Source organism: Streptomyces herbicida, from assembly GCF_032656585.1.
Classification (GTDB): domain Bacteria; phylum Actinomycetota; class Actinomycetes; order Streptomycetales; family Streptomycetaceae; genus Streptomyces; species Streptomyces herbicida.
Window position 1 is genome coordinate 160311 of the sequence record NZ_JAUYWJ010000012.1, and the last position, 13044, is coordinate 173354.

The window sequence follows — 13044 nt, forward strand, 5'->3', positions numbered from 1 at the left end:
ACAATACCAAGGTTTCGGAGTGCGTTTCACCTGCATATCCGCCGGTGAGCGAGGTCACCTCGCGTGCCGGGGCGGCTACGTCGACGTGACCAGGATCCGGAGGGCGCGGACGAGTGTCGCGGCCGTCTCCTCGTCGAGCGGAGCGAGGAAGCGCCGCTCCGCGATCCGGCGCGCCTCCTCGGCCCCCCGCAGGCAGTCCCGGCCCGCGGGCGTGAGCTCGACGATGTTGCGGCGGCGGTCCTGCGGGCTGCGCCTCCGCCCCACCAGGCCGCGGTCCTCCAGGGAGTCGATCAGCGACACCATCGTCGTGCGGTCCACGCCGAGCCGTCCGGCCACCTCGACCTGCGACAGCGGCTCGTCGCCGGCGAGCACCACAAGCACCGCCAGTTCATGGCCGTCCACGCCGTACGGCGCAAGGGCCTCAGCCGACGCACGCGTCAGCCCGGCCTGGGCGTGCTTGAGGAGGTAGCCGAGCCGGGATTCCAGCGGGGTCGGCGGCTGATCGCTGTCCATGCGGAGACTGTAGCGAGAACTGATCGTCAGTGCTGCTGATGATTGTGTAAGCTGACGGTTGTGACGAATGTGCGCTTCGGCATCAAGACCACCCCCATGCACGTGCCGTACGAGGACATCCGCCGCGTCTGGCTGGAGGCCGACGCGGTGCCGGAGATAGCGGACGCCTGGCTCTGGGACCATCTGCTGCCCGTGGCGGGGCCGAAGGACGGCCAGATCCACGAGGGCTGGACGCTGCTCAGCGCGCTCGCGGCCCAGACCCGGCGGCTGCGCCTGGGGCTGCTGGTGACCAGCAACCGGATCCGACCGCCGGCCGTGCTCGGCAAGATGGCCTCCACGGTGGACGTGATCTCGGGCGGGCGGCTCGTCCTGGGCCTCGGGGTCGGCGGCACGCACCAGCCACCGGGCGCGGGCGGGATACCGGGCGAGAATCCGGCGATCGCGGAGTACGAGGCGTACGGCCTCTCCCTCGTCCCGCCCGGCGAGGGCATCGCGCGGCTGACGGAGGCCGTCGAGATCCTGAAGCTGATGTGGACGCGGGACGTCTTCGACTACACCGGCCGCCACTACCGGCTGAAGGGCACCCGGAACCAGCCGGGGCCGGTGCAGCGTCCCGGCCCGCCGCTGCTCATCGGCGGCTGGGGCACAAGGCTGCTGCGGCTGGTCGCCGAGCACGCCGGCATCTGGAACGTGCCCGGACCGCCGCACAACACCGTCGACTTCGTCGCCGAGCGCGCCCGGGTGCTGGATGCGCACTGCGCCGAGCTGGGCCGCGATCCGTCGGACATCACACGCTCGGTGCAGGTCCTCGTCTCGTACGACGACCCGGCGGCGACCCGTGAGACGGTCGCCGCGCTCGTCGCTGCCGGGATGAACCACATCGTGCTCAGCCTGCCGCGTCCCTACCCGCAGGGAGTGGCCCGCTGGCTGGCCGACGAGATCATCGCCCGGTGGCGCCCGTCCGCGAGCGGCGCCACCGGGTCCGGACTCACGGCATGAGCTGGTAGTCCGGGAAGTTGCCGGGCAGCCGCTCCCCCTCCGGGCCCTGCGTCACCGCGCGCACCAGGAGCTCGCCGCCGACGAAGGCGCCGCGCCAGGAGGCGCCGAAGCCGCCGAACAGCTCGTCGCGGTCGCCGCGGGAGCGGGGCTTGCCGTGACCGACCTTGAACGCGCGGATCTGCGGGGCCAGCCGGTCGTAGGTGTCCCGGTCGTCGGTGGAGAGGGTGGCGACCAGAGCGCCGTTGGACGCGTTCATCGCGGCGAGCAGCTCCGCCTCCGTGTCGACCAGGACGATGGTGTCGACCGGGCCGAACGGCTCCGCGTGGTGCAGCGGGGAAGCGGGGGGCGGGCCCAGGAGCGTGACCGGCTGGACGTACGCCGAGGTGTCCTGGCCGGGCAGGAAGCGGGCCTCGGACAGGCTGCCGCGGTGCAGCGGGACGGCGCCCCGGTCGATGGCCTCGGCGACCTGGGCCTGCAGCTCGCCGGCCTTGGCCGCGTTGATCACGGGCCCGAAGTCCAGCTCGGGCGGCAGGTCGTCGGGGTGCCCGACGGCCAGCGGGTGGCCGACCTTGATCCTGCGGACCGCGGGGAGGTAGGCCGCCAGGAACTCGTCGAACAGCGTGCGCTGAACGACGAAGCGCGGGTACGCCGTGCAGCGCTGCTTGCCGTAGTCGAAGAGCTTGGGCACGACGGCCGTGAGCGCATCCCAGTCGGAGAAGTTCCAGATGCCCCAGGTGTTGAGCCCTTCCTGTTCCAGCACGTGCCGCTTGCCGAGGTCGGCGACGGCGGTGGCCACCGCGGCGCCGGTGTCGCGGCCGCCGACGAAGGAGACGCAGCCGATCTCGGGCGCGCGGACCAGCGCCTCCGAGAGCTCGCCGCCGCTGCCGCTGACGAGGGTGACCGGGATGCCCTCGCGGGCGATCAGCGCCGAGGCCAGGGTGAGACATGCGACGCCGCCGTCGGTCGGCGTCTTTGCGATGACCGCGTTGCCCGCGAGCGCCTGCACCAGCATGGCGTGCGCGAGCACGCTCATCGGGTAGTTCCAGCTCGCGATGTTGGACACCGGCCCGTCCAGCGGGGCCCGGCCGGCGACCATCGGCTCGATGCCGTCGACGTACCAGCGCACGCCGTCGATCGCCCGGTCGACGTCGGCCTGGGCGAGCCGCCAGGGCTTGCCGATCTCCCAGACGAGCAGCAGCGCGAGCAGCTCGCGGTGCTCGGTCAGCGCGTCGAGGGCGGCCGCGACCCGGGCCCGGCGCTCCGCCAGCGGCACATGCCGCCAGGCGCGGTGCTGGTCCAGTGAGGCCCGTACGGCCTGCTGGGCGGTGACCCGGTCCAGTCGCGGCGCGCCCGCGATCGGGCTGCCGTCGACCGGGGTGGTCGCGGGCAGCGCACGGCCGTCCGGCTGCCAGGCGGCACCGAAGAGATTGAGGACGCGGTCGTCCCGGAAGGCCTCGGGGGCGACGGCCAGGCAGCGTCGCCAGGCGTCGCTCCAGGAGGTGCCGGGCTTCAGCGTGAGGGTGGGGCGGGTGGTGGTGAGCGTGGGTGCCATTCGTCTGCTCCGCTCTCGGGGCGGCGATCGGGGCGGGGTGTGGCAAGGGTCGTCCCCGACGCCTGAGCCCGCTTCGACGCGGACTCGGGCCGGGAGACGCGGACTCGGGCGGGGAGGGGAGAGCCGCGTCCGGGACGAGCTCTTGGCCGTCCGGCACCTGGCCGACGGCCGTGGTCCCGATTCAGTCCCGGGTGATGTCTCACCGGGTTTCCAGGATCTCCAGCACCAGTCGTGCCGTTCCCGTGGGCGTCCCGCCCCTGCGCCCCCACCGCCTCCAGCGCCCGCCGGTCTCCCCGATCAGCACGATCAGCTCGGTGTGGGGGCCGTCCAGGAGGACGGCCGGACGGTCGATGGGGGGTCAGCGGTCTGTCCGGCGGCGGCCCGGCTGGGACCGGGCCCGTTCGTGGTAGGAGCGTCGGGTGTGTTCCGTGTGCTCGCGCATGAGGTCGATGGCTCGTTGTTCGTCGCGGTCGGCGATGGCGGCGATGAGGGCGCGGTGCTCGATCCAGGACTGGCGGCCGCGCTGGCGGGCCACCGGTGTGTAGTACCAGCGGACACGGCGGTCCACCTGACCGGCGAGCTCGGCGAGGACCGCGTTGCCGGCCAGCTCCATGATCTTGGCGTGGAAGCGGGCGTTCAGGGCGACGGCGGCGACCACATCGTCGGCTGCCACGGCCTTCTCGCCTTCGGCGCACAGCTCCTCCAGCGCCCCGGCTTCGGCACCGGCCGCGTTCGCGGCGGCCAGCCGGGCCGCCTCGGACTCCAGGAGCGTACGGACCGTGAGGAGCTGGTCGGCCTCCGCCTCGGTCGGCTCGTGCACGAACGCTCCCTGCGCGGGCCGCAGATCGACCCAGCCCTGCGTGTTGAGCCGCTGCAGCGCCTCCCGCACCGGTTGGCGGGAGACGCCCAGCTGCCCGGCGAGCTCGCTCTCGACGAGGTGCCGGCCGGGCTGCAGCGCGCGGGTGGTGATGAGTTCGAGCAGGGCCTCGTAGACGCGGTCGCGCAGCGGGCCGGGCCGTTCGAGCTTGGGCACCGCGCCCTGCGGCAGTCCGGTCGACGACATTCACGCTCCCCCTCCTGGGCAAGCCCTCAAGCCCAGTATCGATTGTCCTTCGTCTGCAGTCTGCGACGCACAAACGCTACGAGAGGGGGGAGTTGGGTGCGTCAGAGCGCTGACGGGGCGCGCCTGGGGCAGCGGTCAGCCGCCGGAACGGCCCCTCACGGGCACCGTACGACCTGACCGGCGTACGACAGGTTGCCGCCGAAGCCGAACAGCAGCACCGGGTCGCCGCCACAGATCTCGCCCCGCTCGACGAGCTTGGAGAGCGCGAGCGGAATGCTGGCGGCGGAGGTGTTGCCCGAATCGGCGACATCACGCGCGACCACGGCGTTGACGGCGCCGAGTTTCTCCGCGAGGGGCTCGATGATGCGCAGGTTGGCCTGGTGGAGCACGACCGCGGCGAGGTCCTCCGGTGCGATGCCGGCCTTCTCGCAGGCACGGCGGGCGATGGGCGGCAGCCGGGTGGTGGCCCAGCGGTAGACGCTCTGCCCCTCCTGCGCGAACCGCGGCGGCGTGCCCTCGATCCGCACGGCGCGCCCCATCTCGGGCACCGACCCCCACAGCACGGGCCCGATCCCGGGCTCCTCCCCCGGCCCGCACGCCTCGACGACGGCGGCCCCCGCCCCGTCGCCGACGAGAACGCAGGTGGTGCGGTCGCTCCAGTCGGTCACCTCGGACATCTTGTCGGCGCCGATCACGAGGGCGCGGGTCGCGGCCCCCGCGCGGACGGTGTGGTCGGCGGTGGCCAGCGCATGCGTGAACCCCGCACAGACGACGTTGACGTCCATGGCGGCGGGCTGCGGAATGCCGATCCGGGCCGCGACGCGGGCCGCGGTGTTCGGAGAGCGGTCGATCGCGGTGGAGGTGGCGACCAGCACCAAGTCGATGTCGCCGGGCGTCAGCCCCGCCGCCGCGAGCGCCTTTGCGGCGGCCTGCGCGGCGAGCTCGTCCACGGGCTCGGCAGGCCCCGCGATGTGCCGCGTCCGGATGCCCACCCGGCTGCGGATCCATGCGTCACTCGTGTCGACCATGCCCGCCAGGTCCTCATTGGTGAGTACCTTGGCGGGCTGATAGTGGCCGACGGCGGCAATGCGCGCACCGTTCATCTGGGGCTCCCCCTCGTTGCCGTTGGTTGCGGGATCCACCAGTCTTGTCAGTGACTCACGGGTACGGCGGCAGCCGAAGCCACAGGATTCGGGCGCCCTGGTTGTCGGCTTCCATCAGACCTTCGGACGCCCGACCATCCCCCTACAGGCACCAGAACCGTGACGCGCGCCCCCTAGCCGCCACAGCCTGCGGCGACCAGCGGCAGAACGCCTTCGCGATCTCCGTCGCCGGCGGTGGCTTCGACGCCCGTATCGCCGTCGAGCACGACGCGCCGCCGACCGGCTCCGCCAGTGTGTACTGCGGCGACTGCGGCGAGGTGTGCGCGTACTGCGGAGCGGGCTGCCACCTCACCCTGCACGTGCAGGAGAATGAGACCGTGAAGGTCACCTCACCGCACGGCACCGCGGTGACCCACGGCATTCTCTGCATCAAGGGCCGTTTCGGCCACCAGCACGTACAGAACCGGGGCTGATCAGGACATGGGACGAGTCACGGAACGACGCAAGGTGATCCGCATCCGGGACGGCGCCGTCACCACCCGCCCGGACACGCTCGTCGCCGAGGAGCCCTTGGAGATCCGCCTCAACGGCAAGCCCCTCGCGATCACCATGCGCACACCCGGCGACGACTTCGCGCTGGCCGCCGGTTTCCTGGTCAGCGAGGGCGTACTGGCGGCCGCATCCGATCTGCGGAACATCGTCTACTGCGCGGGCGCGACCGTCGACGGCTCGAACACCTACAACGTGGTGGACGTGAGGACCGCCCCGGACGTGGCCGTTCCCGACATCACGCTCGAGCGGAACGTCTACACCACCTCGTCGTGCGGACTGTGCGGCAAGGCGAGCCTCGACGCGGTCCGTACGACGGCGCGCTGGCCGATCTCCGACACGCCCCCGGTCCGCATCGAGCCCACCCTGCTCGCGAGCCTTCCGGACCGGCTGCGGGAGTCCCAGCAGGTGTTCGACCGGACCGGTGGACTGCACGCGGCGGCCCTGTTCACCGAGGGCGGCGAGCTCCTCGACATACGCGAGGACGTGGGCCGGCACAACGCGGTCGACAAGCTGATCGGCCGCGCCCTGCAGAACGGGGACCTGCCCCTGTCCCGCACCGTCCTGCTGGTGTCGGGCCGGGCCTCCTTCGAGCTGGCGCAGAAGGCCGTGATGGCGGGCATCCCGGTGCTGGCCGCGGTCTCGGCCCCGTCCTCCCTGGCTGTGGACCTGGCCACCGAGACCGGCCTGACCCTGGTGGGCTTCCTGCGGGGCAGCTCCATGAACGTGTACGCGGGTGCACACCGGCTTGCCCTGAAGCCTGCGACCGCCCAGGCCTGACCGGCTGGCCGCTGTTTTGCCCGGTCGCCTACGGGGCGCCTTTTGCCGGTGTCGCGAGCCCGATCGTCCTCAGCCCTTCGGGCTTCCGCACGTTCGGGCTCGCCGACTGGTCAGCTGGGCTTGAAACGCATCTCCCTGGACGAAGCCACCACCGAACCCAGGCGTGGGAAGTCCAGGCGTACCGATGCTTCGTGTTCCGGTGTGGTGAACGCTGCCATCGCGGACTCCACGAAGACCAGGTCGTAGCCGAGGTCGTGGGCGGCGCGGGCGGTGGACTCCACGCCCAGGTTGGTGGCGATGCCGCCGAACACCAGTGTGGTGATGCCGCGTTGACGCAGCCCCGCGTCGAGGTCCGTGCCCTGGAAGCCGCCGATGGTCCGCTTGACGATCTCCAGGTCGCCGTCGCGCAGCAGTCCGGCGACCAGTCCGCTGCCGGGCGGCTGCTCGGCGACGCCGGGGCGTTCGACGCGAATGAGCACGACGAGTGCCCCGGCCGAACGGAAGGCGTCCGCCAGTTCCTCGGCGACGACGAGGACTTCGGTGCCTTTGCGGGGCTCCAGGGGCAGCGCGACGATGCGGTCCATCAGATCGACGAGGACGAGTGCGGTGCGCGCCGGATCGAGCGCTAGGGGTGCGGTCATGACGGAACGTTAGCCGCCGTCAGCCGTCCGTACCGGAAATCCGGATCAACAGGCCCATGAACTGGTCACGTTCGGCCGGCGACAGCGGGGCCAGCAGCGTGTCGTTCGCCTCGCGCGCCGCCTTCTCGCAGCGGTTCAGCAGGCGGCCGCCCTCCTCGGTGAGCGACACCGCGTTCTTGCGGCGGTCCCTGGGGTCCGGCTCGCGCACGACGAGGCCGGCGGCCTGCAGATCGTTGAGGACGCCGACCAGATCCTTCGGGTCGAGCCGCACGCCGCGGCCGAGATCGGCCTGGGCGACGGGGGCCAGGTCACGGACGGCGGAGAGCACCACGTGATGCCACATCTTCATGCCCTCGGCGGCCAGGGCGTCGGCCACCAGGGCGCGGCCGCGCGCGGCGGCACGGCCGAGGAGCCAGCTGGGCAGGGAGCGGATCGCGGGCAGGGGTGCTTCGGCCATGGTCGGAGTCTAGCGAAAAGACGTTGGGATCCCCAATGAATACCGGGTACCGTTGGGGCTACCAACGACTTCTGGAGGTGCGATGCGTCGCGTCCGGTACGAGTCCACCGGTGGGCCGCTGTTTGCGGAAGAGGCCGCTGTGCCCGAGCCCGGGCCCGGCGACCTCCTCGTGCGCTGTGCGGCGGTCGGGGTCACCTTGCCCGTCGTCCGCAAGGTCACCGAGGCCGCCGAACCGATCCCGCTGGGCGGCGAGATCGCCGGTGAGGTGGTGGCGGTCGGCGAGGGAGTGACGCGCTTCCGGGTCGGCGACCGGGTGACGGGGCTGTGCTTCGGGCACGGGTACGCCGAGTTCGCCCCCTTGCACGAGGCCATGGCCGGCCCCGTGCCCGACGGCGCTTCGTTCGTCGATGCGGTCGCGCTGGTGCGCAGCGGTCTGGTCGCCCTCGGTGCCCTGGCCGCCGCACGGCCCGCGCCGGGGGAGGCCGTCCTGGTCACGGCCGCGGCGAGCGGGGTCGGGCACCTCGCCGTGCAGCTGGCGCGGCTGCGGGGCGCGGGGCGGGTGGTGGGCGCCGTCTCCGACGGGGCCAAGGCGGACTTCGTGCGGTCTCTCGGCGCCGACGACGTCGTCCTGTACGGCGACGAGAGCTGGGGGCGGCCCGTCGACTTCGTACTGGATGCGGTCGGCGGTGATCTGCTCACCCCGGCGATCGGCGCCCTCGCCCCGGGCGGGCGGCTGGTGGCGTACAGCTCTGGCGGCGGGACGATCCGGGCGCACGACCTGCTGGTGGGCGCCAAGTCGGTCATCGGGTTCCAGACGGCGCTGATCGCCCGCGGGCAGCCCGAGCTGTACGAGCGGTGGCGGCAGGAGCTGTGGCGGCTGTTCGCCGACGGGCTGCTGAAGCCCGCTGTGCACGGGGAGTTCGCGCTGGCGGACGCGGCCCGGGCACACGAGGCCGTCGAGTCACGGAGCAATCTCGGCAAGGTGGTGCTGCGCCCCTGAACCTCGAAGTGGCTGCACGCTCCTTGTGAGGCGCCCGAGGCCCCAACTACCGTCGATGAAGCGCACATTGGACGTCGGATGTCCGAATGTCCCGATGACCGGATGACTCATGTCCCGGTGCCTCCGACGCATGAAGGGCAGGTCGCACCATGCCGTCAAGAGTCCGCGCACGACTGAGAGCCACCCTGGCCGCCGCCTTCACGGCGGCCGCGCTGTCGGTGCTGCCGAATCCGGCGCACGCCCAACCGGCCACCGACACCCCCGACTTCGAGCAGCAGATCCTCTTCAAGGCGTCCCAGGACCCGGGATACGCCTGTTTCCGCATCCCGGCGATGGTGAAGACCACCGACGGCACGCTCCTCGCGTTCGCCGAGGGACGTGTCCTCAACTGCGGTGACGCGGCCGACATCGACATCGTGGTGAAGCGCTCCACCGACGGCGGCCGCACCTGGGGCCCGCTGCAGGTGGTCACCGAAGGCGCGGGCGACACCCATGGCAACCCGGCGCCCATCGTGGACCGCGAGACCGGCCGCATCCTGCTGGCCGAGACGTACAACACGGGCCGTACGGACGCCGCCAGCTGCTCCGTCCCCTGCGATCGCACCCCGCATCTGCAGTACAGCGACGACGACGGACTGACCTGGTCCATGCCGCGCGACCTGAGCCCCGAGATCCTGCCCGCGGACTGGAACTCCTGGTACGCGACCGGCCCCGTGCACGGCCTCCAGCTCACCCGTGGCAAGGACGCCGGCCGACTGGTCTTCGGCGTCAACACCGAGACCTGGGACGGCAGCCGGGTCTCCGCGAATCACGGGGCGCTGATCGTCAGCGACGACGGCGGCGACCACTGGCGGATCGGGGCCACCGACAGCTGGCCCATCGCCGCCGACCGCACCTTCCGGCAGAAGCCGTCCGAACTGACCCTGACCGAGCGCGTCGACGGCTCCCTCCTGGTCAGCGGACGCGAACAGGACGGCACCGACCTCGGCCACCGCACCCAGACCGTCAGCCGCGACGGCGGCGACAGCTTCGCCGCCCCCTTCCGGGACCTCCCCGACCTCTACACTCCGCAGGTTCAGGGCTCGACCCTGCGTCTGGGCAACCGCATCCTGCTGTCCTGCCCCGGCGACCCGGACCGCCGCCGGACCATGATGATCCGCTCCTCCTACGACGACGGCCGGACCTGGGACAGCGTGGACCGCGGCACGGTCGTCACCACGGACTGGTCCGGCTACTCCGACATGGTGCGCGTCGACCACGACACCGTGGGCCTGATGTACGAGGGCGGTGCGGTCGACGCGCGCGACGAGATCCGATTCGCCCGCTTCACCGAGGACTGGCTCCAGCCCCGGCGCGGCCCCGACCCGACCACTGCCGACCGCGCCCGGCACGCCCCGCGGGCGGCCGTCCTCGGCGACGCCGAGGAGACCGACGGAGTGTCGGGCGGCGCCCTGCAGTTCGACGGCGTGGACGACGCCGTACGTCTGCCGTATCACGAAGAACTCCCGCTCGGCACCGAGGACTTCACCGCGTCGCTGTGGTTCAGGTACACGGCCGCCACCGGCGAGCAGCCGATGCTGTGGATGGGCGGCATCGGCTCCACGCAGCCGCAGGTGTGGCTGCGCGGCGAACCGGACAGCAACCGCGTGCGGGCCCTGATGACCGTGCGCGAGGGCGCGTCGACCGTCCGCACGGCGTCACTGTGGACCACCGGCGCGTACAACGACGGCCAGTGGCACCATCTGGCGCTGCGCCGGGGCGGAGGCCGGCTGTCGCTGTTCATCGACGGTGTGCAGTCGTCCGTCGCCGATGTGACGGGCTCGGTGAGCCGCAACTCCCCGTTCGGCGTGCACATCGGCCAGCGCATGGACAGCCGGGCCTTCTTCACCGGGGCCATCGACGACGTCCACGTCTGGGACCGCGCGCTGACCGACGACGAGCTGTCCGACCCGCAGACGCTCCGGTCGGTGAAGGACACCGTGCTGTGGCTGCCCATGGACCATGTGAGCGGCGGCCACTAACGTCCCGGGGGTGCCTGAGGACGCACGAGCACGACGACGGACGGGAACCGGGGTCGGCCTGCTGCTGACCCTGGTCCTCGCCGCCGTGCTGCTCACCGCCCTCCCCCAGGACCGCCATGGGGAGGGCGGAGGCAGGTGCGGGGCCCGTACGGTCGCCTCCTGGACCTACGACGACGCGCTCACCGGCGAATTCGCCCGGTACGGCGACGACCAGGCCCGGGCCGACGACTGGACCGGCGGGGACGGCACCCACTCGGTGCGGCTGCCGGACGGCCGGGTGCTGTGGCTGTTCTCCGACACCTACCTCGGCCAGGTGCACGGTCCGCCCAATCCCTCGGGCGAACCCCACGCCTGGCGCGACGTCTCGGCCCCTATGGTGCACAACTCGGCCGTGGTGATGGACAGGGGCCGCCTCACCGCCACCCTTCCCGCCCCGCTGTTCCCGGACCCCGCTCCGAACCAGTGGCGCTGGCCGGTCGCGGCCCGTGTCGAGCCGCGCACCCCCGGCTCTGCCGAGAGCGTCGTCAGGGTGCTGCTGTGGGTGCGGGCGGCCGGTCAGTACCCGTGGATCTACGGTGTGCCCGGCGCCACCGAGGTCGCCACGCTGTCGCTGCCCGACCTGCGGGTGGAGTCGGTCCTACGGGTCCTCGACCAGCAGCAGGTGCCGGACCCGTCCCGGCGCGTGCTGTTCGGGACCGCGCTCGTCACGCGGGGCGGCTGGACGTATGTCTTCGGCGGTGACGACGGCCAGGCGGCCGACCGCCACCCCTCGTCGGCCTATCTGGCACGGGTGCCGGAGGGCAGGCTGGCCGAGCCGGGGGCCTGGCGGTACTGGGACGGCTCGGCGTGGGCGTCCGCCTCCGCCGCGCGCCCGGTGCTCGGGGACGGGCGTCGCACCGGGGTGGGCAGCGCGTTCTCGGTGGTCCGGGACGAGGGGACCTACGTCCTTTTCACCATGGCGGCGGGCACGGCCGGTCTGACCAGGGTCACCTGGTACTGGTCCTGCTCCCCCACCGGCCCCTGGCACGGACCGGGCCGGGGCTTCGGCGCGCGGCTGCCGCACGACCAGGTGGCCGCGTACAACCCGCAGGTGCACCCGGCGCTCGGCGCCGGGCACGGGGCCGGGGCCGGGGCCGGACGGCTGGTGCTCAGCTATGACGTCAACTGGCTGGAGACCACGACCGCCGCGGCCGGCATCAACGGGAACGTGGACCTGTACCGACCGCGGTTCGTGACCCTGCGTCTGACGCGGACGGGCTCGTGACCTCGGGGTCGTGTGCCCGGCGCTTGGCGATGACCGCGCACACCATCAGCTGCATCTGGTGGAAGAGCATCAGCGGAAGCACGGCCAGGGAGGCGTGCGCACCGAACAGGACGCTCGCCATCGGCAGTCCGGAGGCCAGGGACTTCTTGGACCCGGCGAACTGGATGGCGATCCGGTCCTCCCTCCCGAAGCGCAGCGCCTTGGCGCCGTACCAGGTCAGGGCGAGCATCACGGCGAGCAGCACGGCCTCGACGACGAGCAGTCCGCCCAGCCGCGCAGGGCTCACCCGGTGCCAGATCCCCTGGACCATGCCCTCGCTGAACGCGGTGTAGACGACGAGCAGGATCGAGCCGCGGTCGACCAGGCCGAGCACCTTCTTGTGGCGGGCGATGAAGTCGCCGATCCACGGGCGCAGCACCTGGCCGGCGAGGAACGGCACCAGCAGTTGCAGCACGATCTTGATCAGGGAGTCGGCGGAGAATCCGCCGCCGCTGCCGCCGAGCAGCGCCGCCGCCAGCAGCGGGGTGAGCACGATGCCGACCAGGGAGGAGAAGGAGCCGGCGCAGATGGCGGCGGGCACATTGCCGCGGGCGATCGATGTGAACGCGATCGACGACTGGATCGTCGAGGGCACGAGGGTGAGGAACAGCAGCCCCTGGTAGAGCGGCTGGGTGAGCAGCACGGGCACGAGTGCGCGGGCGGCCAGACCGAGCAGCGGGAAGATCACGAAGGTGCAGGCCAGGACGGTGACGTGGAGCCGCCAGTGGCGCAGCCCGTCGAGCGCCTCACGCGTGGACAGCCGGGCGCCGTAGAGGAAGAACAGGAAGGCGATCGCGGCGGTGGACGCGCCGGAGGCCACGTCGGCGGCCGTACCCCGGGCCGGGAAGAGCGCGGCGATGCCCACCGTCCCGAGCAGCAGCAGGATGTACGGGTCGATCGGCATCCGACTCGGCCGGCGCAGGCGTTTCACGGTGCTCCACTTGCAGTACGTCTCGTGAGGGTCCGGATCGGGGCCGCAGGGCCCTTCTCCATCGTCCTCTCCCGGCCGCCGATCGGGAATCCGGCATACCACTCTGACTGTCATCACGTTCCGCGATAGCCT

Annotated in this window: 12 protein-coding genes and 1 pseudogene; 6 read left to right on the plus strand and 7 right to left on the minus strand. The window is 72.2% G+C overall.

The window, feature by feature from the left end; all coding sequences use genetic code 11:
* Positions 1-75 precede the first annotated feature (75 nt).
* Positions 76-513, minus strand: a complete 438-nt coding sequence (locus Q8A52_RS25270) for a MarR family winged helix-turn-helix transcriptional regulator (RefSeq protein ID WP_316755480.1) — start codon at positions 511-513, stop codon at positions 76-78.
* Between the two features lie 96 nt (positions 514-609).
* On the opposite strand from Q8A52_RS25270, the gene Q8A52_RS25275 reads away from it, so the two are divergent.
* Positions 610-1512, plus strand: a complete 903-nt coding sequence (locus tag Q8A52_RS25275; protein WP_316755755.1) for an LLM class flavin-dependent oxidoreductase — start codon at positions 610-612, stop codon at positions 1510-1512.
* On the opposite strand, the gene Q8A52_RS25280 is transcribed toward Q8A52_RS25275, so the two are convergent.
* The 3 genes from Q8A52_RS25280 to Q8A52_RS25290 all read right to left on the minus strand — a co-directional run bounded on the left by Q8A52_RS25280 (position 1502) and on the right by Q8A52_RS25290 (position 5230).
* Positions 1502-3064 carry an aldehyde dehydrogenase family protein gene (locus Q8A52_RS25280; RefSeq protein WP_316755482.1) on the minus strand — a complete coding sequence of 521 codons (1563 nt, stop codon included), beginning with the start codon at positions 3062-3064 and terminating at the stop codon, positions 1502-1504. The two genes, Q8A52_RS25275 and Q8A52_RS25280, sit on opposite strands and share 11 nt — an antisense overlap.
* Positions 3065-3422: 358 nt before the next feature.
* The gene (locus tag Q8A52_RS25285; protein ID WP_316755484.1) at positions 3423-4127 is read right to left on the minus strand and encodes a GntR family transcriptional regulator; all 705 of its coding nucleotides are present in this window, start codon (positions 4125-4127) and stop codon (positions 3423-3425) included.
* Positions 4128-4282: 155 nt separating this feature from the next.
* On the minus strand, positions 4283-5230 hold the full coding sequence (locus Q8A52_RS25290) for a beta-ketoacyl-ACP synthase III (protein WP_316755487.1): 948 nt from the start codon (positions 5228-5230) through the stop codon (positions 4283-4285).
* Between the two features lie 185 nt (positions 5231-5415).
* Here Q8A52_RS25290 and Q8A52_RS25295 point away from each other — a divergent pair.
* Together Q8A52_RS25295 and fdhD are read left to right on the plus strand one after the other, a co-directional pair.
* Positions 5416-5703 (plus strand): annotated as a pseudogene (locus Q8A52_RS25295) (2Fe-2S iron-sulfur cluster-binding protein); the annotation flags it as partial.
* Between the two features lie 7 nt (positions 5704-5710).
* Entirely contained in the window at positions 5711-6559 is an 849-nt protein-coding gene (gene fdhD / locus Q8A52_RS25300) for a formate dehydrogenase accessory sulfurtransferase FdhD (RefSeq protein WP_316755489.1), read from the plus strand.
* A 110-nt stretch (positions 6560-6669) separates the two neighbouring features.
* Here fdhD and Q8A52_RS25305 read toward each other — a convergent pair whose 3' ends face one another.
* Positions 6670-7200, minus strand: coding sequence for an isochorismatase family protein (locus tag Q8A52_RS25305; protein WP_316755491.1), 531 nt, complete (start codon positions 7198-7200; stop codon positions 6670-6672).
* Between the two features lie 19 nt (positions 7201-7219).
* Positions 7220-7657 carry a MarR family winged helix-turn-helix transcriptional regulator gene (locus tag Q8A52_RS25310; RefSeq protein ID WP_316755493.1) on the minus strand — a complete coding sequence of 146 codons (438 nt, stop codon included), beginning with the start codon at positions 7655-7657 and terminating at the stop codon, positions 7220-7222.
* Between the two features lie 82 nt (positions 7658-7739).
* Here Q8A52_RS25310 and Q8A52_RS25315 point away from each other — a divergent pair, with 82 nt between their 5' ends.
* The 3 genes from Q8A52_RS25315 to Q8A52_RS25325 all read left to right on the plus strand — a co-directional run bounded on the left by Q8A52_RS25315 (position 7740) and on the right by Q8A52_RS25325 (position 11942).
* A complete protein-coding gene (locus Q8A52_RS25315; protein ID WP_316755495.1) occupies positions 7740-8657 on the plus strand; it encodes a quinone oxidoreductase family protein in 918 nt (305 codons plus the stop codon).
* Positions 8658-8806: 149 nt separating this feature from the next.
* Complete coding sequence (locus Q8A52_RS25320; RefSeq protein WP_316755497.1) at positions 8807-10678, plus strand: sialidase family protein; 1872 nt, start codon at positions 8807-8809, stop codon at positions 10676-10678.
* A 10-nt stretch (positions 10679-10688) separates the two neighbouring features.
* Entirely contained in the window at positions 10689-11942 is a 1254-nt protein-coding gene (locus Q8A52_RS25325) for a DUF4185 domain-containing protein (protein ID WP_316755499.1), read from the plus strand.
* Here the strand turns inward: Q8A52_RS25325 and Q8A52_RS25330 are convergent.
* A complete protein-coding gene (locus Q8A52_RS25330) occupies positions 11875-12885 on the minus strand; it encodes a bile acid:sodium symporter family protein (protein WP_316755757.1) in 1011 nt (336 codons plus the stop codon). The two genes, Q8A52_RS25325 and Q8A52_RS25330, sit on opposite strands and share 68 nt — an antisense overlap.
* Positions 12886-13044 lie beyond the last annotated feature (159 nt).

Bases quoted from the DNA above. Each gene is read 5' to 3' on its own strand.
- Q8A52_RS25280 (WP_316755482.1), bottom strand. From the start codon at position 3,064: ATGGCACCCACGCTCACCACCACCCGCCCCACCCTCACGCTGAAGCCC.
- fdhD (WP_316755489.1), top strand. From the start codon at position 5,711: ATGGGACGAGTCACGGAACGACGCAAGGTGATCCGCATCCGGGACGGC.
- Q8A52_RS25315 (WP_316755495.1), top strand. From the start codon at position 7,740: ATGCGTCGCGTCCGGTACGAGTCCACCGGTGGGCCGCTGTTTGCGGAA.
- Q8A52_RS25320 (WP_316755497.1), top strand. From the start codon at position 8,807: ATGCCGTCAAGAGTCCGCGCACGACTGAGAGCCACCCTGGCCGCCGCC.
- Q8A52_RS25290 (WP_316755487.1), bottom strand. From the start codon at position 5,230: ATGAACGGTGCGCGCATTGCCGCCGTCGGCCACTATCAGCCCGCCAAG.
- Q8A52_RS25285 (WP_316755484.1), bottom strand. From the start codon at position 4,127: ATGTCGTCGACCGGACTGCCGCAGGGCGCGGTGCCCAAGCTCGAACGG.
- Q8A52_RS25270 (WP_316755480.1), bottom strand. From the start codon at position 513: ATGGACAGCGATCAGCCGCCGACCCCGCTGGAATCCCGGCTCGGCTAC.
- Q8A52_RS25305 (WP_316755491.1), bottom strand. From the start codon at position 7,200: ATGACCGCACCCCTAGCGCTCGATCCGGCGCGCACCGCACTCGTCCTC.
- Q8A52_RS25330 (WP_316755757.1), bottom strand. From the start codon at position 12,885: ATGCCGATCGACCCGTACATCCTGCTGCTGCTCGGGACGGTGGGCATC.
- Q8A52_RS25310 (WP_316755493.1), bottom strand. From the start codon at position 7,657: ATGGCCGAAGCACCCCTGCCCGCGATCCGCTCCCTGCCCAGCTGGCTC.
- Q8A52_RS25275 (WP_316755755.1), top strand. From the start codon at position 610: ATGCACGTGCCGTACGAGGACATCCGCCGCGTCTGGCTGGAGGCCGAC.